This window comes from Endozoicomonas sp. ISHI1 (assembly GCF_024606225.1).
In the GTDB taxonomy this organism is placed as follows: Bacteria; Pseudomonadota; Gammaproteobacteria; order Pseudomonadales; family Endozoicomonadaceae; genus Endozoicomonas_A.
In genome coordinates this window covers 1-26,263 of the sequence record NZ_JAGRPU010000044.1, presented here as the reverse complement: position 1 = coordinate 26,263, position 26,263 = coordinate 1, and the positions used below count along the sequence as shown (strand labels likewise).

General features: G+C 52.3%; 1 protein-coding gene. It reads right to left on the bottom strand.

Annotated features, from left to right (window positions below):
* Positions 1–107 precede the first annotated feature (107 nt).
* The gene (locus KBW69_RS19810) at positions 108–26,219 is read right to left on the bottom strand and encodes a TcdA/TcdB catalytic glycosyltransferase domain-containing protein (protein ID WP_257281997.1); all 26,112 of its coding nucleotides are present in this window, start codon (positions 26,217–26,219) and stop codon (positions 108–110) included.
* Positions 26,220–26,263 lie beyond the last annotated feature (44 nt).

Here is a 26,263-nt window from a genome sequence, read left to right as displayed (position 1 = left end):
GCTCTCCGGAATTAACAGGTTATTTGATTACCTTCCCCCTTCCTTGCGGCGTTCAATGACTGGATTGATGAAGACTTGAGCTTTGGTTAGAATAAGTCAATTGACATTCACGTCTGACCCATCGTTGTCAAAGGTTGCGGGGTTGTCAGGTTTTGCGTCATGTTATGGCCTGTCGACGGCACAAACGACGGGCTCTCGCCACTGCGATTGCCTGACAGGGCATTGATCTCTTGAACCAGGCGCTGGTAGTGTCGATTCAGTTCCGTGTTATTCAGGTTAGCCGCTGCTTGCCGATTACTCTCCTCTAGACTGTTAGTGTCGTTTTTGTTAGCGCCAAGGCCGCTCAGGTAATTGAACAGTCGTTGACCTGCGCGAGTGATTCTGTTCAGAAAGCCCGGGGCTTCCTCGTCTCCACTGTTATTGTCTCCACCGTTGCTGTCGCCGCTGTCACCGACAGCCATTGCATCGCCTGTGGTGCTCACTTTCGCAAGTACCTCGTTCATGTTGAGCACCCTGTTATTGACGATCAGGCGTTCAATGGTTTCGCCTTCCTTACTGAAAAAATTCGGCACCCGAAGGCTCTGGGTGGAATTTATTGGTTTTGTGCTATTTTCGCCGTGCTTCAGCAGTCCATCATTCGTCAGGATAGTCAGGATCAGGTCCCCACCCGCTTTTTGATAGTGCAGTTTCTGGCAGGGGTGGGTTACCACTTCCAGCTGGTCAGCCGTGCCTGTGGTATTTGACAAAAACCATTGGCCGCTGTTACCAGTGCCATCGTCAGCAAAGCGGTAAATGGCACTCTTCTCATCAATGACATACTGATGTCCGGGGACTGCTCGCTGGAAAAGTGCATAACCAGACTCTAGTTGTTTAAGGATGAACTCCTTGCCATCCAGAACACCGTCATCCAGTTCCAGGCTGTCTGGCCAGTCATTGGCATAGACGCGGTGTGGGTTCTGCCAGCTGCCTATCCTTACCAGGGGGTTCACACCGGATGCCATCATTTTTATGCCATCAGGCGATGGGAGACGTCGGTCAATGATCAGTTTATCAACGGCGTGGCAGTTCAGCGTCCGTATTTTTTCGGCTGGCTTGAGGGCCTGCGTTGCCAAAACAGGCTGGCCATCCCGGTAGAGGGTTAGAAAACCACGGTCATCTATTGTCATGGCCAGATGTTGGCGGGGGGAGGTGAAAAATGGTCTAACCCTGTCATGAAAGATCCTCTCGCCATCCGTTAGCCTGATCTCCAATCCCCTGTTTTTCAGGCTCAACCTGATGGCATCAGCGCCGTCAGCCCCGGCAAAATGAATGAGTGAGCCCCAGGCGCGGGAAGGCAAGCTCCGGTGAACCCAGCCCGCCAGTATAAAACTGCCGCCAGTGACCGGAGGGGGCATCAGGCGTGACAAACCGGCTGGACAACGAGGCTGGTCACCACTGTCAGTTGCGTCAGTGGCATTGTGCGGAGCCAGCGAACGCCAGCTGGCTGCCTGCAGATTGGTGAGACTGGCACCACCCAGGTGAACCCGGTTAAATGAAGAGGGGGCAAAAAATATCTTCACCGTCCCGGTTTTCTCTGCACTTTCCAGCGCACCCTCCAGCTCGAGACTGACCAGGTTACTACCGAGGCCGGGGTGTACGCTGGCGCCACTGCTTTTGATGTGGAAAATATCGTTTCCCGACTCACCAAACAGCCCGGCTCCCGGCTTGACTGTACCGGAGATGAAGAACAGGTCATCACCCGGCCCGCCCCGCACCGGTGCCGTAACATTGTCAAGCTGGTAAATGTTATCCAGCCGATTGTCTTCAGCCAGCCTCGAGTAATAGTAACTCCAAAGTTTTTCGCTGGTCAGCACATTAGTTCCATTGTTGGCCGGATCAACCGTTACCAGACGCCAGAAATGCTCTGCCAGACTGTTGATAAAGAGCCCGGTGGCCAGACTTTTATCGTTGCGCAGACAACGGGGAACGTGTCGTAAATTGAGGGTGAAAAATAACTGGCTGTCGTCCAGAACCTCCAGATGGGTATAATTTTCGGTCAGCCGCCAGTCCAGTTTTTCGGGTTGTACCCCATGCAATATCAGGGTATTCCCGTTGTCCCGGTCAATGATTCGGGTGCCATTGGCCTGCCGGTGAATAACGTAAATGTCGGGACCCAGGTTGCCGGAAAGAAGGTCAGGCCCCAGGTTCGCCACCATCCGGTCAGCTTTCCGACTGCCATAATGCCTGTTGTGTCCGGGTCCTCCTATGGTGGTGGTGATTGAGGTTCTGTTGCTGTTGCCCTTTATGCTTGTAGCGTAAATATTGAACCTGTCATTTCCGCCTCCGCCATTGACGGCAAGGCCGGCCTGGGCCGGAATGTTGAAAATATCGCTGGTTTCCGGGCCATTGATAATCTCAAAGTTTCTGAAAATTGACGCCCATGTGTCATAGGTGTTCCGCGACCCGGTTGACCTGAGTGTATAGAATAAACGACCTTTGCTGTTTGTATCGGGAGAGCAGGGAGTTACATTCTTTGCAGGACACGAGAGCCTCACTGAGTCCCGGTCCACAAACAGGTTAAGCCGGACCAATTCCGGAGCCGTGACTGCCCGGCTCAAATCCAGCGTATCTTTGCCCGGGCCCCCGTTTAAATGGGTAAACGCCGGTAGCTTCAGCATGAAAAGTGTGTCATCCCCGCCCCTGCCATTAAAGTTGCGGAGGGAACCTCTGGACACATAAATGTTGTCTTTATCATCACCGGAAAGTCTTATCCTGCCATACCCGGTGTCCTCCAGGACAAAGTTGTTGACCGTTAAGCTATGCTTCAGGTCAACCTTCACATCACGACTCATGGGCAATTGAAAGAGCAGCGTATTGGCGCCGTTGCCCCCGTCCAGAGAGGTTCCGGTTTGCCAGAGCGCGTTAATGATCACCCGGTCGTCTCCGTCCCCCATGCTCACCTTGTCCAGGCCACCCCCGGTGCTGAAAATATCCGTACCATTGCTGCCAAAGTAAGTATCATCTCCCGGAGTCCCGGCAATCTGGTCGATCGCATTGAACACCGTCTGGTGATAACGCCAACTGCCTGTTTCGCTGGTATTCCGCCATCGGGTCTGTACGATGCCCTCCGTGACATTGACGGTCATCCCATCCAGTTGATACGTTGAGAGGGTGACCTTAACGCTGAGCCCCCTGGATCTTCGTTTCAGGAGCCGGGTACCATAAACACTACCAAGATTGTCGTGTATTAGCAGATTGTGTCCCTTCTCATCAGTAATAACGGTGGAATTACCCAGGCCGACAATAAATATGTTATTGCCTCCCATGTCCCTGAGCCTGTCATCTCCTCCCATGCCACGCAATACGTTATCTGCGGACGGGTTACCCGTCAGCTGGTCATTGCCCGGGCCGCCAATAATGACGGGGATGCCAGAGTGTCGACCTGAAGACAGGTCAAGGTAAACCGTCGGCATAATCACAGAACTGTTGTATGCGGCGGAGATACCGCATTTATCACGAAAAGGCTTATCAAAGGTATAATCCATCTCCAGCATGTCCAGGGTTTCGGACATTGGCTGACCGGGGAACAGTTCGCTCCATGTATACGGATCACTCCATTTCAGCAACGGTGCGTTCAATTGAAGCGACGGACTCGATTTCAGCAACTCTCTATGACCAAGTCCAAATAGTTTTTGGTCGCTGTGTTGTTGTCTGCGACCGTCTGCATCGGTTTGAACCAATTTTAAAGCCATTGTGTGCCATGGTCTTAAAAAGCCAATACCATACTTCTTCATGAGTTGGGTTGCGCCTTCCAGGAGCACCCGCTGTTGACCCAGCTCCAGGGTCAGCCTGCGTAAAAAACCACTCTGTGGGGTGCATATGGAAGAGGTGAAACCAAGCTCAATCACCAGCCTGATATTATTGCTTTCCTGACTGCCAATCCTGTGCAGGCCCGCGCCAAGGGTTTTTCCCTCGTTGGCAAGGCTCGCCAGCTCAGCCTCTTTGCGCCATTTAGCCCGGGGGAATTCACCGACAGGTTTTTCAGGGTAGCGATTTAATAAGGCCAGCATCTCCTCTGTTGAAAAGGTGTAGTCCTCCGCTACCCTTTTGACACTGCAGGCTTCTGTGCCTGAATTAATATGAGCCGAGAGAGTGGTGTTCCTCAGGCTTGTCAGGGCCTCAGTCATTGACAGGGAAGGGGGGGTGCCTGCCACGTCCTCCCAGTAAAAAATGCAGGGATTGGCTTGTACTGTTTCGAAATGACGTAAACCGCGAGTGTGAAAGTCAAGGGTCACTTTCTGCCCCGGTATTTGATGGCTAAAAAACAGGCGCAGGCTCTTGTCAAAAGGATTGATGGTCAAACTGACCTTACGAGCGTCATGGCACGATTCACCTGATTTTTTCCAACGGATGACCAGCACGGGCCATTTTCCTGTCGGAGGCTCCTGGCGTTTATGGATATGAATCCGGTGGTTACCGAGATCGCTGCCACGACGCAGCAAGAGGGTATCGGCATGGGTACCCGTATACACCTCGTGCCTTCCCTCACCCAGCAACACCGTGTTAAAGCCGCTGCGCAACCGAACCCTGGTTCTTCCGCCGTTTGCGGCCACGGTGTCGTTCCCGCCCCGGACATCCAGGGTATTGGTGCCATTGGTGATCACGAAAACGGTATTACTGTGGTCTCCCTGAATGGTGTCATTACCCGGGGAACCCTGGATGACCTCCACATCTTCCAGCTGCTCTCCTTCCAGCAAGCTAAACCGGTTCCGGTGGGTGAGGTCCAGCTTAAGACCCTTTTTTCTGAGACGGTAAGAAACGGTGTCCCTGCCAGGACCTCCATGGACCTCGTTCAAGCCATCGCCCAACAACGCCAGATCATTACCCGAACCCAGGTATATCCAGTTCCTCCCGGTGCCGTTGCCGGCATTGACAAAATCGTTTCCGCCCAGGGTAAAGGCTATATTTTTACCCCCCCTGAAATAAATGTTGTTGGGCTGCTCAGTTCCGGTCACTATCAGACCCTGCTTCGACCCCATCACATTTTCAATACTGTTAATCGGCCCTCCGGTTTCCAGAAGCTGACAGAGGGTTGTGTAAAATAAGGTGGGCTCATTGGGTCTGTCCCTTTGGCTGCGCACTCTCAGTCCATTCTTGCTAAAGTAGTACAAATCCCCGGTTTCTGAACCCTCGTTTTTTGATAGCAGGTAAACGCCCTGATCCGAAAGATAGGCATAGCCTGTTCGTGTATTTCCTCTCCAGTTCTGGTCGGTTCTATACCTGACTTTACCAATTTTAAAGTATTTCCGATGGCCGTATTTATCAGAGACCCTTGCTACTTTTGTGTGCTTTTTGTCATACCCCATCAGCAAAGTTTCATGGATCAATTTTTGGTGAATCACTTTACGCGTGTAGTCAGCTTTTATAACCGCCAGCGGGGCAATGTAGAATAGGTTTGGGTGCAGATCTACATCGATACCGTTGCGTTTATTGAAATCAAAGTCGCGCCCATCATACGAACGTCCTATGCCAAAGAGTCCGAAAAGCTCTGTTTGAGATGTTTCATTGCCATCTGGCGAAAAGCGCAAAAGATTATGGTACTTCAGGTATTCAGCAAAACGGCTGCTCCAGCGTCCGGTTTGCAGGTCAGCCTTGAATAATGCGACGGAGTTCGTCTGGCTAAGACGATAGTAATGCGTACCCACTATGTGTCGGCCGCCGAAGCGGATAGATCGGGGAACCTTGATCTCGCGTGGCATAATCAGGGTGTCATTGCCTGATCCGCCGATAATAATTGCCGTGCCTATACCCGGATCAAGCCGGTCATCTCCTTCACCGCCATCTTGTTTGACATATCCAAGGCCATGGATGAGAGTGTCGTCATCGAGGCCGCCGAGCTGCAGCTGGCCGTTAATGATGGTGTCCCTGCCCGGTCCGCCATAGCCGATCCCGAGATATTTTGGCAGATGAAGCAAGTCGTTGCCACGACCGCCATGGGCCTCCCCTGACTTGCCAATCCAGATATGATCACGACCAGGACCCCCTTTCGCCTTCCCTGTCTTTTCAATCCGGATAACATCATTGCCGTCAGAGCCTTCTGCGAGACCTTCCTTAAGAAACAGCCGGTCATGGCCTGATCCGCCATAGAGCTCCCCCTCGTCAATGATCAGGGTGTCATCGCCACCGAAACCATAAAATATCTTGTAGCCTTTCCTGCCCAGCATGAAGTCCGCCTCCTTCGTCCCCATCTCTGTGTGGTGCCGCTTCTGAAAGTCCAGAAAGGCAAGGCCTTTTTTTGTCCCGGACAGTGACCTTTTCCGGGATATCAACAGTTCTTCAAGGTTTTCCTCATACTTTCTCTGCTTAAGAAACTGGCCGGCATCGGCGTGGTACTCAAACCTTGAATATCCTTTTTCCTCAAAGGATTTGGCCATGTTGTTAATGTATTGATCGAAGCCATCGCTGGCCAGCAAGGCGTCAAAATCCTGGTAGGCATTGTTGGGTGGCATGCATTCTGCGATAGCGGTGATCACGAAGCCGAGCATAATGTTGATCAGGTCAACAACCATTCCCAGCTTTGGAGCGACAAAGTCCAGTAACATGCTCAGAGTATCAAGCACCATCGAAACCTTAGTCAGGGCTATCATTGTCTCGTAATAGCCCACCTGTTTAGTGTTGCCGGCCTTTTTTGCCTCGTCTTTGGCCATGTAGAGAGAGATTGTGGTAATTATGGAACCGGTCAAGGAAATGACATTACCGATAACCGGCGCCGTCATGGCCGTGACCCTTGAGGCTTTTGCTAATTTTGAGGTTTGCTTCAGGGCATCAAGAGCCGGGTCCGCTGCATCGGCCACCTTGATAAGGTGTTTGCTTTTGTCAGTCAGCAGCCACTGGGCGGTCAAGCCCAGGTTATAGATTGCGCCGCCGATCGTCAGGCCTGCCCCGGCATAGGTCAGGTCTCTGGTTTTATCAGACAGTGCATCTCCGTATTTCTCCAGGTTTTTAAGGGTCTGAATACCACCGGCAAGGCCCACCGCGGACATCCCCACGCCGAAAGCCATTTTGGTACGAATGTACCTTTTGCTATTCGCAAATTTCCCGAGCGCATTGCTAAATTTGCGCCACTTGCTCTTCAACTTGCCTGACCGTATATCTCCCGGATCAGCGCCATCCCCGCCAGGTTGGCCCCGGGTCCTGAGCTGCTCCATGAATTCCTGATTGCCAAGCAGCTTTTCCTTTACATAGCGGGTGTCGTCGGCACTGTAGCCTGATTCATTGAGCAAAGTGACTACCCGGTCAATGGCTTTTTCTGGCGTCAGTCCCTGCCGTTCCCGAAGCGCCTGCCGGAAGAGGATAATAAGCTTTCTGCGGAACTCCGGGGTGTCCATAAGGTCTTCGGTGGCCACCGCCGCAAAGCGCGTCTGTTCCAGCAGCAGTAAGGCGTCTGCCAGCAAACCTTTGTCACCGGCGGCCAGCCTGACATGGTTAAAGCGGTCACTGAACTCAATGTCATCCAGGTGTCCGCTAACCCGATCCATCAGGGCCATCACGGTCCTGATCTTGCCGGAGCCGTCGCAAAGCACGCAGTCCGGGGCTGGCAACCTTGCTGCCTGACCGTCTGGCAAACCGGCCTTGTCCAGATTCAGCAGAGCCCTTCGGAAATCACGGTCGCTCACATCAACGATGCCGGCCATCTGGCTCATATCGATATCGCTTCTGAGTGCGGCAACGCTGTCGGCAACGTTCTGGCGAATCTCCCCGGCCAGAATGCGGGCTTCGGAGGTGCCCTGCTGGTTCAGTTTGTCTGCCAATCCGATAAAGCTGGTCAGGCGATCCAGCAGGCCGGAGAGCGTCAGCTTGCCCTCTTTAACCATGAACTCGCTGATCAGCACATCCGGCGGCAGGCTGTCCACACCTTCTGGCAGTCTGATCCGCTTCTGTTGCAGGGCCAGGAATGATTTTGTCTGATCCTCCGGTTTCAGCCCCTGCAGCAAAGCCAGTGCTGCCGCCGCTGTCAGCGGGCTGGCAGCACCGTTGCCCAGCACCAATGTGCGTTGGGCAGGCATTAGGTAGGAAGCATCGGCGGTGATTGAGGGATCGGTGAACACCTGAACCGTCAGGCCGCCAAAAGTCACTGAAAATTCCCTTTTCCCGGCCAGGTTCAATAACCCGTTGAGCCGCTGATAAAGCTCGGGGGAGATCCTGTCAGGCGGGGAACTCAGCGCACTGACCTCTGCCATAAGCAATTTCCCGGCCATGGCCTCGGCCAGATCTCCCGGGATGGCGGACTGCCGGGCATATTGCAGGAAATTCCCTGCAAACCGCTGCCGGGTGGCGTTGTCCATCTTGTCAATGACGGCATTAATCTGACCGGTAGCGTCAATGTCCTTAAATTCAGTAGCATCATAAAAGCGCGACAGCTGTGACAGGTAAGCCCGTGTGCCCGAAGCGTTTTCACCGGGGTTAAGGGGTTGCCGTAACAGCTTCTTCAGGCCATCCTGTGACTGGGATGACATGACCGGGAAAGGATTGCCGGGACCCGCCGGGGTGATTTTTATATAACGACTGTCACCGTCCGACATGACGACATGACGAGGACTGCTGGCGAGGGTTTTAATGGTCTTATCCTGCCCCGGTAAAGCTTGAACAGACGATTGGCCGTCATTGTCCCGGCGGTAAACCCACTGCACAGGCAACTGGAACGGCTTCCCGACTTGCTCTCGCAGTTTTACTGCCTCATTGAATACGGTGTGCACATCTTGTTTCATATTGGCCAGCTGGCCAGTGTTAAAATGCTTCCAACCCAGCCCCCGGGCAACTTCGGCACAGGCCCCCTCCAAGGCGGCGGCCAGGTTTTTTTCCGTTGCCAAAATCCCGCGTGGAAGAAGATTCAGAATTTTGATGGCATCAATGTCGCTGTAAGGCAGTATGGACGCTACTGCATCGGCCAATCCCGCGTGTATCTGGCTGGTTGGCTGGCCGTTGCTCCCCAGAACCTGGTCCATCTTCCAGTAGATAAAATGAACCAGCAGGGACTTCAGGTAATCGCTGATAACGGGCCTTAGTCGGTAATGTTTGAGAAGGGCCTTTTTCCGTTGTGACAGTAAGTTTTCCGCTGCTGCCCGGCTTAACCTGAGCAGAGTGGAGTCGAGCAGGGATTCCAGGCCGGAACCGACACTCCACAACCCCCGGTAATCGGCGTTGACCATTGCAGAGCCAGGGAGCAGAGGGCGATAGGTGGCGATGGTATTATCAAATGGGCGATTCAGGGGAACAGCGGCTACCGGATTTTTCTCATTGAGTACCTTGTTGAAAAGAGTGCGGTCACTGTCACTGATCGCCACCTCTCCTTTTGAAAGCAGTTCCGATATTGCCTTGACTCTATTGCTATCATGGCGCCTCAAATATTGCAGCGCCCGGCGGTAATCCGCTTCAGTACCCTCAGCCAGCTGCAAGTTATGATGGCCTTTGACCAGACGCTGATAAAGGCTTGTTTCTGAAGGATGATCAGCCGTCAGGGTCAGTGCGTATTGGCGGGTCAGTCCAAGGGGGCGCTGCTCACCGTCAGGTATGGTCCCGGTGTTTATCCCAAAGCGCTGCCGCACCTGCTGGCGCAATGCTGACAGTGACCCTCCACCGCTCTCAAGGGCTTTCAACAGACTGGCACCGAACAGGCTTGTCAGGGTTTCCCGGAAAATGAACGGCTTGATACTCTCCCCGTCCCGCGTGCCCAGCAGTAACCGGGCATGACTGTTGTCTTCCGCGCTGATTTCGACACGGCTGTCTACCAAAGGCCAGTGAGGCCTGAGGCTGACTTTCACCCTAAAGGAGCTGCCATCGGGAATGCCCGACGCTTTGATCGGGCTCACAAGCCCTTGTAGCAGGTTTGCTAAACGTGGCGCTCTCATTCCCCGGGCAATGCGTTGAATGTCTTTTTGTAACGGCTGTTCGCCAATGGTGCCCTCACGTTGCATCCTGCGATAGTCATCCATTTGAACAACCAGCCTGATCGGCACAAGACGGTCAGGCCAGCCATCGGGAAGTTGCAAGCGAAAGACCCGCTTGTTGTCACCTTCGCTGCGGATCAGGGAGTAGCCGGAACCCTGGTCGGAAAAGCTCAGATCATCCCGGCGACCCAGCCTGATCACCTGTTGCCCGCCCTTGGTCTGAACCGAGGCCTGGTGACGACCCAGTTCGTTATCGGGGATGACATTCAGGGTCTCCCGGCCGGGGCCCGGAGGCAGTGGCGGACGCTGTTGCAGGAGATCAAGCCATTCATTGGCCCTCAGGGCATGGTTACGCAACCCGGCCGGATCGGCAGTTTCCATAGCCTTGAGCCGCTTGTGGAAAAAATACTCCGCCAGCAGCGGCTCAGCGCCAGTCAGGGATGGCTTCCTGAACAACCCGAGAAGGGAGTTCTCCAGATTGCCCGTCTGGTCCGTGGTCAGCGGTGACAGGATACGCTTGATGGCATCCCGGTAATAATCCGGGTTAGCCGACGCGGGCGCCCGCTGAAGCTCAGCCTGCAAAGCAGTTGCATGCTGGCTGGCAGGCGGCTCCTGTCTTAACAGTGCAAGGAAACCGGTAAGCTCATCCCCTGACAGTGTGGACAGGGCACCCTTCTGATTTTCAACAGCAATGAGATGCTGGTCTCCCATCCGGGTTATCTTTTGCCGATCGGGGCTGGTCAGGGCCAGGGTTTTCCGGCTACCCGTGGAGACCGGCACATGACCGTTGGCAACCTCATCGAGGGGAAGCTGTCCGGGACGGGTCCATTCATTGCGCACAGCCCGGGCATTCGTCAGACGCTCTACGGCACCGCTCAACCGCGTCAACATCCGTTGTCGGTCTGTCGCTGTGAAGACGTCGCCCCGCTGGTCTTTCAGGGCGTGGGTCAGCACATCCCCAAGCTGCCCGGCCAGGTTGTCGATCCCGGCCAGTGCCCTCAGCTCATTGGCGTTAAGCACAGATACGACCGCATCCACCGGGTCAGCCAGAAGTCTCGTCTGTGAAGTCACCTGATTCTGGCTGACCAGCTCATTCCAGGCCACTTGCGCCAGCAGTGAGCGGAGGTTGCCCAGCCTTGAACGATGGGCACCGGGTAACAGGTCAATTAATCGGTTGCAACGATACTGTACCCGCTGGAACAGTGACCGGGTGTTCTCATCCCCCACCAGTCCACCAAAGCCGGACAGCGGGTCAGCAAGGGCTTTGTAGGCAATCCGGACTTGCTGGCCGGTTTTCACGGTGGTTATCCCGCCTGCTGTAGTGACTGTCTGAACCGTTGCGGGGGCGGAGGCAGTGGTCTGGGCGGGCAGCAGGCCAAATGACGCCCGAAGCTGGTTTTCCAGTTGCAGCAGCGTCCGGTCACCGGTGGGCTTTTCCCCCTGCCACCATCTCATGGCAATGGCTGGTGAACTCTGGTCAGTCACGGCCAGTGCTGCCCGATATAAATCCTTCAGGAACAGAGCCAGTGCCCCCAGGTAATTACTGTTGGAGTGGCGTTGTCCGGCCAGCACCGCCGGGTCAACCTGCAGCACCACGAGCCGCTTACCACTGGCGTCCCCGCTGCCGGAGGGTCGATAAGGGATCACCCGGTCAGGGACGGTCTGACTGTCGAGCCTGACCACCAGTCTGAGCTCATCGGAGGGCTTCATGCCGGGCAGCAGTTTGCTGTCCAGCTCAGTCATGCTAGCGGGTTGGGTGTAGCTGTCGGGGGCCCCCAGGACATTGACCAGCCGCTGCCCGGCTGGGCTGGCAACAAAGGCTCTCAGCTCTGACAGCAGCCGTTGGGCCTGGTTTGCCAGCGGCTGGCCGGAGCGGTAGTCGGCAGGGAGAATCACGGCTATCCTGCCCCTGGTACCTGCCAGCGTTTGTAGCTCGGCACTGTCAGCGGACAGCCGATGATTTTCCCGATTCGCATTGGCCAACTGATTTTGTAGCGGTTGCGAAGGGTCGAGTAAGAACACCCCGTGAGATTCCGATGCTGCGTTGTCCAGTCTTACGCCATAAACCATTTTGCCATGGACGTTTTTTTCCAACACCGGGGTCGAAGTTTCCCCAGTGCTGTCGTAAGACACTAACAATCTGTCACCGGACTGCAGCCTGATGGCACGGTAGTTGTCATTATTTTTCGGGCTGAGCTGGAAAACCTCGCCACTGGAACGCTTGACTGCCATGAGCGTCGTAGTGACGCCCCCGGCCGGAATGACACGCTCAAGCAGCGATCCGCCAGTAGCGTCGATACTGTCATGAATCGAAGCCTCGTCGCCCAAGGGGGTGGCTATGATGTCAGTGCCTGAGCGTCTGAGCACCTTGTGCAGCTTATCGTTGTATGTAAGGAACTCAACCGTGTAATAAGGTTTGTCAGTATCGGTGTTATTGATATCGCCACTGGCAATGTTGACAATGGGGCGTTGTGCCAGATTGTCCGTCAATAGCAGACGAACCCCGCATTCCCCGACGCCACGGCGGCAGCGTTTATTGCCCGACGTATTTGGGTCCTTGATGCCAACCTTCATCCCGCCGGCTGACTCAACCAGCCGGTACGCTGATGAACCAAACCCCGCTGTCGCTGTGACCGGGGCTTGCGAGGTGAGAGGGGTTTTCAGCGTGCCTATGTCATTGGCCAGTTCCTGCTGGTCAGGGGCCAGGCGGGTCAGAACCTGCTCCAGCAATTCGACCTGCTGATGGGTGAGCACCCCCCTGAACAGTACCCTGTCATCGTCGGGTAAGTTCCGGTCAAACTCACGCAATGCTTTGGCAAAGGTTTCGATATCCGGGTCATCCCGGTGCGCCTGAATGGAATCAAAGACCTTGTCAAAATGCTGTGGGAGTAATTCAGATTTCCGGGTGAACAGCCAGATCATGGCGTTTTTAAAGTCGCCCTGGCTGGCAGGTAATCGAATCGGGCCAAATTGACGTTCAAGTGCATTCCGGTGGTTGCCTGCCAGTTGGGTATAGAGGGTATTGGTCCGGTGCTGCGTCTCTGTCAGGGAAACCCATTGGTAGGCAGAGTCAAAACCAACGGAATTGCCCAGTTGCCCCAGTTGTGCCGCCTGCTCTGGCCAGCCAGACCGAAACAGTGCGGCATCAACCGCCTCTATACTCTTGGCCAGACTCAGGGCATACAGCTGGCCCAGGGTCTTGTCGAAGAATTCGTGGCTCAGCGAAGGGTTATCCTTCATCCCAAGCTCTATGGTGATCGCCTTATCCCCGACCAGTAACCGGGACGCCTGCAGGGGATGTCGGGGATTTAACTGCCAGTGGACAGGCCGTCCCGCACTCAGGTCAAGGGAGCGCTTCTGTTGGAATTCCTGGCGATAGCTCTCTGGTTCCAGATCACTGAAAATTTTAACAAACCGTTCGACATCATTCCGGTAGCGGTCTGGTGCCAGCTGACCGTCCTGCATGGCTTGTCTATAGAATCTGCTGCTGTGGCGCGTATCGAGAAACGACCCGGGAAACCGTTCGCTGTGTGAACCGGTCAGTAGCATCTGTTGCGGATCCGGTCTGAGTGATGGGGCTTGTTCAGTTACCGGCAACAGGGAACCGGCCTTTAGACGGAGTTTGTTCCCCTGATCGTTTTCCAGCATGAAGTCATGGCTATCGCCTGTGACTGACTCCAGACTCTTGATGCGGAAAATGGCTGGCGTCTCAGGATTGTCACCCTGAATCATCTGCTCTTTTATGGCAGTGAGCTGGATTTCGGTGAGGGCACGGGCCAGCTGTTTGACATCTGCCTCTGGTGTTTCCGGATGCTGCGAGCGATATTGACCCAGCGCCTCCACCACTTTGAAACGCCGCAATTCCGGCAATGAGGAAAACTGCTTCGAAAACCACGACCAGTCGGCTTTACCGACTTTGGACATCGCCAGTTCAAGAAACGCACGGGTGACCTCTTGGTCATGGCCCAGCCAGTCCGGTTTTAACGCCAGCTTGAGATGGCCCATGAGGTGATTGGACGCTGCTGCTTCCCGGTTAAAAAGGCGCTCCAGATTGCCACTTTGACCCGGCAGGTTGACGTCCAGAAGATAACGGAAATCCGGATAATCAGGATCATCGACCTTAAGGTAGTGACCATTGCCTCCTCTGGAGACAGCTTGTGTTTCGCTGTCCTTTGACATCAGGCCGGTCCAGAGTTCCCGGTACTTTTTGTCGCCCTCCAGGGGCAGCGAGTAGAATTCCGACAGCTTGGCGGGCAACAGCAAGGCTCCGGTGAAACGGCGGTAAGGCAGAGCCGTTCCCAGGAGGCCTTTGATCCTGACACCTGCCAGTGGGTCCGGGGCACCGGGTACCTGCTGTGCAAGATCCGTCAGTTTCGCTGTCAGATCGTCAGTGAGCTTTTGCAGGCCAACGCTGTTGATGTGGTCATCGAGTTTGATAACGGCCCTGTCGGAAAGGAAGGTATGAATGCAGTCTGCCAGCCTTAGCCCCGGGAACAGGTTTTTCTCACTTGGATCGCTCCTTGAGAGCCGGTACAACATCAGGGTAAACAGCGACTTTAAATCGGCACGGGCTGTCGCGTCACCGCCTGAAGTTCGGGCAACAGCCTCCACGAACCGGTCGGCGGCCTGCAGGCTGGCCAGCAACCGCTCCCCCTCGGGGCTGTCACTGTCAGCAAAGAGCGCAGCCACCACCGGCTTGCCAAGGTCGCCAAAGGCAAGCCTCGGGATGATTCCGGTGTCTGCCTCGCCGGTGGTTTTTGTTTGCCAGATTGTGGTCGGTTCAACGGGCAGATCGCCATAAACATAGCGCAGTCCTTCACCAAAATATTTGCGAAAGCTCCAGACCAGGTCATAGTCGTCGAGCGACTGTGGCAGCTTCGAGATCACTTTACCCAGTGCGTAAAAATTTGCTTCCAGCTTAGACCGGTTCTCGTCCAGCTGATTCGGGGAAAGTGGGGTTGTTATGAGTTGCAATCCCGGCCGTTCTGGGTCACTCAGCCAGTTCGTTTTGATTAACGGCATGTTGAGTAGCGTAAACGATCCGGAGTTGGGCACTCCGTAGGCTATGTTTTCAAAGATTAACCGGCCCAGTGCGCTGTCTTTTTTTACCGTCTCTGTATTGGCGAGCTGTCTGTGAAAATTCCGGATTAAATCCCAGTTTTTAACCGGACCAGACAAGGCCGCGACTGTTTTATCCAGTGCCTGAAAAGCGGCATCCAGAAAAGACCGGTGCTGGTTCAGCTGCTCCGGGGACAGCGGCGCTGAAACCAGTTGCAAGCCCGGCTGATTGCCGACACTTAGCCATCTCAGGGTGATTAAAGGCGAACCGTTGACGTCTGTCGGGCTTTTGACCTGCAGGTTTTCCGTTTTGGCAAGCTTGTCGATAGCGAAGGTTTTTTCGAGGACTATCCGGCCTGATGGACTGAATGAAGAAGACAATGGGCTGGTAAGCTGCACCAGCGGTGCAAACCCCATTTGCTGGCGAACCCTTCTTTCAATGTCGTCAACGTCAGGCTGACTGATGCCCGCCTGCCTGTAGCCGGATTGAACCATGGCAGTAAACACTGGAATCAGGCTGGATAAACCGGTCTTTTGTCTGGTGGAGGCGTCAGGGTTAATAACGATTTGTTTGCCAGACAGAAATAATGAAACAATGACTTGTTGCTTGCCAGTAGCCGTTTTCGGGGCATTAAGTAACAGACTCTCAGCAGGACCGGTGGATTTGGAAGCATCTGTTATTTTTTTCAGGTAATCTTTGCCCAAAGGCGTAGCCAGAAAGTCCCTGATACCATCGAATAATACAACATACTCCGTTCCAGCATAACGGAGGTAGTCAGGGGTCAAACTTAATTGTATATTCTTGTTAATTTCGAGAATTGGATAGCCATCTTTTGAATAGTTACTAAAATGCTCATCCAGAGCACTAACCTCTACTATTGCATTCAGTCCATCAATTAATGATGGGCTTCTCTCCTTCAGGGTCTGCTTCAGAAAAGTGATTTCGTCTGTCCTGATGGCCTGACGCAGAACCAGGCCTGCCCGGTAATCCGGCAGATTCCCGTGTGTCTTCACCAGAGCCGAGGCAAAGTTATCCAGAGATACCCCAGGGTGTTGACGACGGTATTTCAAAACCCGTTTAACCGCCTCTGTCAGCCCGTCCTGATCATGCCGGGCGGATAACCAGTAGAGAACCCGGGCGAAATCGTCCACCGACCCGGTAGCAAACTGCCAATTGTGATCGGTGCTACTGAGGCCATTAACAAGCTGTGTATAGAGGGGGGGCTGGTCTGGAAAAGCGCCCAGTGCCAGTCCTGTGGTCAGGCCATAGCGACGGCCTGTGGTGGTTGCCGACAATCCCCAGATGGCCCGCAAGTCCTTTTGAGCTTTACCGAGAGCGACCACATCGGGATGGTTTAACAGGGCTAGTCCGAACAACTTTCCTATAGCGATAGCTTTGTGGTGATCAAAAGTCGTGTCTTTTGTTCCCACCGTCAGGGCCGGTGGATTGCTGTCCAGACGACTCTGGTACAGGTATTGTTTGGGGTCAAGGGTAAGGGGTACCTCCCGGTACAGACGACCCAGAAGCAGGCCGTGCCTGGAAAGTCTGTCTCCTGACTCAAGAATCGGTCTAACCAAATCTTCGCCAGCAGAAAACAAGTCGACAAGTTTATAGAGCCCGGCGGGCAGGTTGAATTGTGCCAGCTTTTTCCAGCGGGCGACGAGCAGGGCATGGTTGTCAGTGGTAGTCGCAGGAAGCTGGTGTTCCCAGCTGGTCACCCGGTGAAGTTTAAAATTGACGGGCACTATTTTTTGCAACCGCGCCAGGGTGTCCCAGGATGATCCTGACTGCCCGCCAGTTATTGCCCTGAGCCTGGCAGTCAGTAGCAAATTGCTCAGTTTGCCATGTCCTGCTGTGTTCTGTGCTGCCTGGTGAAAGATGAGGTAGGAGCGGGTAACATGCTCCAGCTTTGTCTGGTCGAGCTGACCCAGCCGGTTGAGGATGGATTGCTTCACCCAGTTCTGGTACGTCACGGTTCCGGTGTCAGTAGCGAGCATGGATAGGGCTCTTTTAAAAAAGATCCCGTCAACGTCCGGGTCTGCTCCCAGTAGACCCGGGTTCTGAACTGACTTTATTATCGCAGTCGTCAAAGTGTCGGGAGGGCCAAAAGCGATCTTTCTGAGTGCAGGCCAGGGTTCGCGAACCTCAATGGTGGCGAGGTAATGGACTTGACCTTGTTCATCGATATAACGACTGACACTTTGTCTTGTCTGTGGAGCCTGGGCATCAACGTAACCAATCAGCTTTTTTTTGTTGTTGCCTTCCGGCAAATAGAAAAAATCTGAGTACGGATCGATGGGGACAGGTATCCTTCCATGTTTAACACGGTAATCCAACATATCGCTGAACAGCATTTCTAACCTGACTCGTAGTTGCTGTTTGGGTGCTGTCCAGATTCTGCCAGCCCCTTCAGCTTCGGCTGCCATTTTAGCCAGCTCATCGACCGTTTCTTGCATCAATGAAGTAAAGGCTTTCCAGCTATATTCCTGGATGGCTGACTTAAGTTGGGCGGCTTCCAAATCAGAGATGACCGTCATTAAAAAATCAGCGGTACCCAGTCTCAGTAATCCTTCAAGTTGAGTGATGGGAGAGTCTTTAGGACCTATTTTCCCCATCATGAAATCTTTGGTTGAACTGTCTAATGTCTGCTTATATAAATGAGCGGTAAAGGTCGATCTCAGTAGGTCGGAGTTCAGATCCAGTTTTTCTAAAATTTTATCAGCCTCATACTGGCACCGCTCAAAAACGCCTCTTAAAAAATGAGTTCTTTTAGGGACCATAAGAGAGGGAATATAGGACGTTGTATCCCCAATACTGCTAAGTTCGACCCCAAAATTGACCTGAAGATGATAAGGTAATGGCGTTATCCCTTTAACACTGGGCCTCAATGAGATTTTAGGATTTACATCTGTAAACTTGAATAACCTGTATTCTTTTAAATCATCTGTGGGATTCTTACCGAGCAGCTTGTCGTTATAAGCTTTAACTATATTGTGTACAGTTAAATCACTCTCAGGTGGTTCCACTAAAACAGCGGCTATCGTATTGGTAGCACGAAATAGAGCTGAGGATGCAGTTGAATAAACTGAGAGAGGTTCTGGTCCGGTAACGATTTCAATGACAGAGAGACCATAATTGTCATCTGTCGTTATAGACAGCTTATTATAATCAGGGTTAAATAGCTTACGTTTATCATATTCTGTATATGCAAGCCTCTTTCTCGGTGCGAAATCCACGGTTGTGTCATCGTACTCTATTTCAAGACCGATTCGCCCTTTATGAATGTCTTCAGGGATTTCTGGAGATTTTATACTGTCTTGTAATCTCTTAGCGCTGTCTACGCCCAGTTCATGCAGGATGTTTTTTTGAATGGTTTCAGTATTACTGCTGATTCCTTTCAACTGATTTGTTGCAACAATAAAATCGGTGATCAGGCCTGATAAAGCATAATATTGCAAAACCGGATGTCTGACTGTGCTGAAAGTCTGGCTCGGATCAATTTTCAGGACAGAACCGGCATTGTTGACCAGAACCGGTTTTGCATCGGCTGAACCAGGAGGAGTGACGACCAGTAATAGCCGGACAGAGTCGGGTATTTTGACTTGGTTGAAGCCGCTACCGGCAGAACCATCAATAAGCCCTTTGTCCACCAGAGTCTGGAGGTTTCCAAAGACCTGGCTTCGTCCTTCATTCAAGGCACTGGAAAAGGCCTTGTATTTAGTGGTGGTTCTGAGCCATCGAAGCGTTTTGGTAACGGTCTCCTCCAATGACTGCATATCATTGTCAGGGACATCGTTTTCCCGGGCATATTTGAGATATTCGGCAGAGAACAGGATCGCGATCCTGGACTTCAAGCTACTATCGTCGTAGGAACCCGGTGGAACTTCTCTGAGAGCTCCGGGACTGTTCGGCGTGATTTTTTTGCCATGGGCATTCCCGGCATTAGAAGGTGTTCTGCCAGTGGCCGGACTTTGGTCTGGTGGGCTTTTCATAGAACCTATATCCAGCAATAACCTGTCTCTGTCTTCAGCGGGTAAACCGGAACTGGATATTCGTTGTTCCAACATCTGGTAATCCGCTTTCTGCAATTGCAGCGCAGACCGCAGATTTGAGTCCTGCATTTGTTTCCAGAAATCGGTGTGCAACTTAACCAGACCCTGCACAAAGGCATCAGCAGACGTCGTCGGCTTCATTTCAAGGAAGTTAATAACGGTTCTCACCGAAGCGGCCAGACGCTTTTCCCGAAACAATACGTCCAGAGCCCAATGGAAATGATCCGCAGTACCCCGAGCAAACTTAAGCCCGCAGTCATGACTGTCACGGACCAGCAGCTGGTAGACCGGATCACTGTTGGCGGGTAATTGCCGCATGGTCAGAGCGTTGTCAAAACCGTAACGGCCAGCGCTGTAATACTGGTAATTTATTTGCCATATAGCCAAAGCCCTGTCGATATCGGGACGGGCTGCCTGCCTTGCTTGCAGTTGCAGGAGCAGAGCCAGCCCATAGGAACCGGTCATCACCCGGGCCAGGCGACGATCAGACGATCCTGGTCGTACATCCGACAGCCCGACCTGAATGATGACCGGCTCATTTTGTTGCCATCGCCGGACAATCATCCGACTGTCCGCAATCAACCGGCTGGATTCCAGCCGTAGATCCACGATCGGCCTTATCGCCTCCAAATTATTCTCTGTCTGCCATTTATGCCAGGCCAGAAGGCTATCGATGAATTCATTGGGTCGGTTAAAATAATGCAGCACGCCATTGAGTTGTCTTGGTATGCCATTCAGTGTTGCCAGCTCACGCAGCTGGGAACGATAGGCACTATTATCAATGGCCGTAAGAAAAAAGGGTGAACGAACCCCCAGCACGATCCGTGACGAAGAATGTTGATTCTGGTTGAAGGGCAGGGAAGGATCCAGGTAAACCACGCGTTCGCGGTTATCCGGAAGCGGGATCCTGAGACCGCTGTTGTTATCGGGAAGCCGGTTGGATAGCTCCGCAATCAGCAGCTTCTGCTGGCGATCCGGCGTGCCTCCGCTTTCCAGGGTGTTCACTACGCTGCCCACCAGACGCAACAACAACTTTTGTGTCAGGCTCCGGGCTGCCTTATGTTCCGTGTCGATGTTATCCATTTCAGTGGCCAGTGTGACCACATCATTCAGAGCCAGTCGGGTGATTTTTTCATCGAGCCGCTGCTCAACCAGGAAGGGGGAGTGACGGGAATAGGCTGTCTCAATCGTGTTGATCAGTGTCTGGGCAGTGGCTTGCTCCAGGGGACCCGAGGACTGTAGCATCAACAGGACATTGCGCAGATTATCCGGAAACGCCGCGCTGTGAATCTCTGGCACGTTCACCAGAACATAAGTTCCGCCCCGGGGGTCTGTGACAACGGGCAGGTTGTCTTTATAAGAAGCCTCTTCAACAAAAGCTTGCGACACTGGATCAGTAAAGCTGACAGTGCCATCCGGTTGCTGCTTCAGCCTTTTTTTAACCCCAAGGGAAAGGCTATGTTGGAACAATTTTCTGTGTGCACTCCTTTTCCTGGCGTTCAGTCTTGGCACTTTTTTTTCTGCCAGTTTGTCCGCCAGACAGTGACCCAATAACGCTCTCAGCGACCTGACATACTGCTGGCCCAATTCGGAAAAGTCATTTCGTACCTTTTGGGAATAGAGCGCAGAGAGGTCATCTTTTCCCAATACAGAAACCAGCAGGTCAGGGCTGGAGACCCGGAACGGGTCTATGTCATTGCCACCGGGTGCGACAATGTCCTGCAGGGACCTGAGCAAGTGATGGGTAAACAGTGTTGCCATCGCATCGGAAGGTGGGCTTGTGACCTGCCGGGCCAGTTGGTGCCCCGCTTGCTGGGTCTGGAAAAAAATCGCCTGCCTGAACCGATCACCATAGGCCAGTAACCCAACCCCCGACAACGGGTCACCGATTGAGTCGGCACGGACAAAGGCACTCATGTGACGCTCTGTTGGTATTCTGGCCTGTGCAAGAGGCAGTTCGGCATCGGCAACCGGTAAAGGCATCAACCGGTAAGGGGAAAAGTAATCGCCGGTGAGTTGTTGCAGCCGACGGTTATAATCCTCAGTCAGGTCGGAGAGTTTGTGTTTGTCGCCGGTTTCGATAATCCTGTTCAGGAGCAGGCTTCTGGCCTGGTCGGAATGACGATCATTCTCGCGGTTCAGGAGGACATAATCCCTGCCGGGGGGAAAAGAAGGTAAATTCCGGAGTTTTTTCACCAGCCCTTGTTCAACCGGAAGCTTACGGGCTATTAACTGCCCCTGTTCATCTTTTTCAAGCACCAGCTTGACGCGATGGTCTGACTGTGACCACAGGACATTGCCGTCAGCGGGCAGGGAGCCGGTCCATTTGCGGCCAAGCCCATCCACTGCTACCAGAGCGTTACGGACAGTGATCCGCCTGGTCCGGATTTCGCCAAACAGTTTCCTGGCGAAATCTTCCACGGGGTAGTGCTCCCCGCTGGCATCGGCGCCACAGCCCACCACACTGACGGTGTCGACAAACCGATCGCCGGTTATGCGCTTGAGCACATCGGCCAGTTGCTCAACGGTTTTCCCGGCCAGGAGAAAGTTGTCGGGACCCGTCTTTTTACGAAAAATGCCGAAACCGGTCTTTTGACCCTGAACTTTGCTACCATGGCCAACAACAATAAGGCGTGTGTCGTCTTTAAGGAAGTCAGCCTGCATTGCCTTAAGCTTGACGTTATTGCCTGTTTCCGGATTAATCAGGGTGCCATCAGGCTCCAGTCGTATCAGTCGGCTGAAATCGGGCTGGTATTTTTTCTTCAGGTATAAGCTGGCTTTGGCTTCATTCTCGCTGTTACCGAGCTGGAGAATAATCTGGTTTTTATAACGGCTGTCTTGCTCAGCGTTCAGGGCATAACGTACGATTTTATCAGTATCGGCGACCCAGCTACTGGCCTGTTGATCCGTATCCAAACTGACTAAATCAATCTTTGCTAATGGATTAATTTGTGTGAAATAGTTTTTTCTTTGGTCATTAGAAAGATCCTCCCCTGAAAGAAAATCAGTGAAATATTTCTTGATAACTCTACTGATCAAATGTGGTCCTGATAATTCCACCGTCGATCCGGATCCATGCAGTATTCCATCACTTCGATAGCTGACTAAATAAGCGGCGGATTTTTTACTGATTCCCAATTCATTGGCCACTGATTTTATCGTTTCAATGATATCGGAACTATAAAGCTTTAATGGTTTATCTATATCTAAACGTTCAATCAGCTTATGGCGCTTTATCATTTCTCGCTTGATTGACACGAGAACTTCACTGTCACGTGGCGCGATAATTAAACTATTCCTGGGTTTGATGACTTCATCAAAGAGTAAGGTCAATTCTGCTGAGCCAGGAATAACCTTGAGCGACTTTGGAAAAACAAAACGAGGCACTTTTTTGTAATGAGCTATGGCTCTTTTAACCGCCTTAATATAATCAGGGTGTTTTTCCTTTAAATTGTCATATGCCCCCTGTACTTCCGGGTCAGGTGCCCTCTTGGAAAAGAGTTGTTCTGGCCCTGGCTCACCAAAATACTCCATAAGCATATGATTAACTAAAGACTCCCGTACACCTGTAAGCGAAATATCTGTCGGAGTTTCAATGCTTTTAAGCATGTCCCTATTATAAAAAGGCAGTGAGTCGACATCCAGATAGACACCGCCTCCTGTTTTATCTCTGGCAAGTATTTCTACTCTTACCAAATCCGATGCTGCCGCTAAAACCCCCCTCAGCCCAAGTTCTTTCTCGTACCACTTTTTTAGACTTGCTTCGTCGTTTTTCTGCCAAAGTGTATTGATATCTGCCAGCTTGAACCCCCCTGACTCAGGGTTACCCTGAAGTTTGGCTATCTCATTGGCAAACTCCCTGTATTGCTTCAGGCTTTCTTCTTGTATTTTCTCTAATTCGCTTTGATCCATACCCAAATGGTTGACTAAAAACACCTTTGCCATGTCGTCGAAGGTTTTGCCCCGGGCGATGCCTTTTTTTACAGTGTTATAGGCCAGATCTTGTAGATGATAAAAACGTGCCAAAAATTCATCTTTGGTATGTTCTTCTGTCAGTAATGTCTCGGGTATTTTCTCAACGGCAACAGCCTTATGTATTTGTCGGGCAAGAAACAGTGCTAAAAGCGCTTGCGGATCATGCCAAAGGGTCAGGGGCCAGTCGGAAACCTGTGAAACCCAGATCTTGATATACCTTTTAACATTATCGTTGAGACTGCCAATCCAGACAGCATGAAGCTCTTTAGGTACCTCGACCAGAGCATCGTGCAGGTACTCGTTTATTGTGGCGGCCAGGTGGGCGGCTACGGATCTTCCTCCGGTAAGAGTTCCGGGCAGGTTTTGCTGCATGCTATAGACGAGGAAGTATTTTTCAAGGGCGGTTCCCTTACGGCGAAGTGGGTCAAATTGAGCGATTTTCCTTTCCAGCGCGGCAACGTCATTCGAGCTTATCACACCCTGCAGATGCGGCTTCAGACTGCGATCGAATATTTCCGGGGTTGGCACCAGATCATCGGGATTGACGGGCCCCAGCAACCCGCTGTTCTCTGACAACACAGCGGGCAGCTGACGGAGTCCGGTGGCACCTTCAGTCAACCGGTCTTTTTCGGACATGCGTTCGACGGTGGTATCGCCGTTACTCATGCGAAGCGCTTTCAGCTGGTCAGAGCTGTCGGCGACTGACCATGTCACCAGCCCTGTGTCAGAGAGCAGGCCAACCCACAGACGCCCCCAGATATCGACTCTCAACAGACCGTCACGGGCGGTCACTGTCCGGGTTTTTGTCGCTTTCAGGATGTCTTTCAGGTATTGACTAACAAGCCCGTTGTGATCGATACCTGAGCCTATCAGGTTAACGGTTTTAACCGGGGCATTACCGATCAATTCATTGATTTTTGTTGACAGGTCTGGTGCACTTTGCCCGCTCAGGGTAAATTCCCCGTCTTTGGCTTCACCCAGGCCTACCACATGAATTCGGCTATCACCGTCCAGCAGTTTGCCAATATCGGCACGGTTGACCTTGGCGCCGGTCTCGCCATCTGACCAATCACCGTTGTCAATGATCAGCCAACGGATTGAGTGATCAGTTTGTTGATGATTTTTATATTTGCGAAACAGGTAACGGCTGGCCTTGCTGATAGGGTTATCATCGACAGTCTCCATTTGGAGAACCAGTTGATGACTGTATTGGTTTTTGCTCTGCGGATCCGTTTTTATATAGCTTGTGATATCTTTTTCGTGTCTCCAGATAGCTTCTGCCTCGCTGGAAATGGTATAGCGTTTCCCGGGAGACAACTGAAGAGTATCAAGCATAGCTCGATAGCCTCGACTCCAACCCATTGCAGTCTTGCTTTCCTCTAGTGCGTTATCGCCATTCAGTATTTCATGGCCTTTCGCGAACTTCCATATACCTCCGTATCGATAAAAAACCAATTCCGGGGAACGAAATTTTTTTTTGGTTAAAGATGTTTTTGTATCACGGGCGTCTTTCCAATCTGTCACCTCAGATAATTTAAATTGATCAATCTTCCGGTGATCTGATAAAAGGCTGTTTTGGGCCACCTTCATGGTCAGGTCGCCCTGTGATGCTGCGATAAATAAACCCGGACTGTTTTCCGATGGCAGTTCAATCTCACCGGGAATAATTTTAATTTTTCCCAGAGGCTTAAACAGTTGCGAGGGATCGGCACTCGCTACACGCTGCTCGCTGTCTCTCTTTAACCGGGCGTATTTTTTACCGAACCAGGTGAGATCGTCTGAAACCCACTGTTCTACGGCAGGATCCAGGTCATCAGGAAGGAATTTGCCAAGTCTTTGGATGACCAGCTGGGTCTGTACTGCCTTTACCCTGTCCCAATGCTTTTCGCTGACACCTGAATAATCAATATTCTTGAAAAGATCCTCATGAATGGCTGGCGAAAGGAACGTATCAGAATAAACACCACCAAGAGTGCCAATCACCCTGTTTTTCACCAGTGCACTGGCCGCAGGTTTGTTTCCACGCAACCCCAGCTCCCTGAGATAGTACTTTCTGGCCTCCTGACCCTCTTCCCCATAGGTACTGGTCCAGACCTCATTAATATCTTTGAAGGAAAACTTCGCACTTGGGTAAGAAGACTTTATCTGCTCTGTAAATTGCCGGTAGGATTCCAGCGTCCGGGCTTTTTTACCGTCAATGTCCGTCTTATTGAGGTGGTCCACCAGAAAGTCCTTTACCGCCTGATCAAACGGCTGGCCCTGTGCCATTTTTGACTCTATGGCTTTCCAGGCCTCATCTTGTAACCTCATGAATCCTTTCAGTAAATCCGATTCAAAATCAGACGGATTACCGGGACTGGGTTTATTGGTTAATTCACTGGTCACTGCTTCTTTGAGGGCTTCCCCAAGCAGAGAGGCGAGCATTGCCTGCGGGTCGTACCAGAGGTTTATTTGTAAATCGGACTTTGAATTCGCCGCAATCCATAACCGGATACGATTCAGCTCCCTGACCGTTGGATCAACGCTGACAAAATGCAGTGTTTCAGGGATAGATTTCATGCTGATTTCAAACCAGCTCCGGATGTCTGTAGCCAGTTTCGCAAATTTTTCGCTGGTTTCCAGCGGGTGATGGCCGATCAGGGTGATGAGTTTGTCGTAGACCTCCATTACGGAAATAAAGGTTGATGGAGTAGTCCTGTGGCGAAAGCTATCAAGCGCCGTAAAAGCCGTGAGCAGGCTTTCAAAACGTTTGTTCAGGTCTGCGTTTACGGTGAGTTGATAGTGCAATAACGGCGCAAATTCCTTATGGAATGTCCCGGAGTCAGGAATCAGTTGGTCAATTAATTTTGAGTCTGAACCTTCACCAGGATCAGAATCAGCACGGCGAACCCTGTGTCTTGCCGCCGGTTTGGGCATTTCGGGATACCAGCGCAGTGAGGGCGGCTGAAGACGATCATCCGTTGGCATTCTACCAATGGACGCCAGTTGCAGACGATAGATGCCATTGCCGTCAGGCTCTGCCGTCAGTTCCAGGTGACGTCCCAGGGCGCCATACCCGCTCACCGCCAGACGCACGGATTGGTTGCTGTCTGTCACTGTCGTTTGATTAAACCTTACCCGCATTGGCAGGGTTTCTTTGACCATCACCTGACGGGGGTCTACTACGGGTAACGGTTTTCTGTCCTGTCCCGGATAATGCTTTGGCAAACCAAGGTCAGTACGAATCCGGTTTTTGATTGCGTTGGCATCCT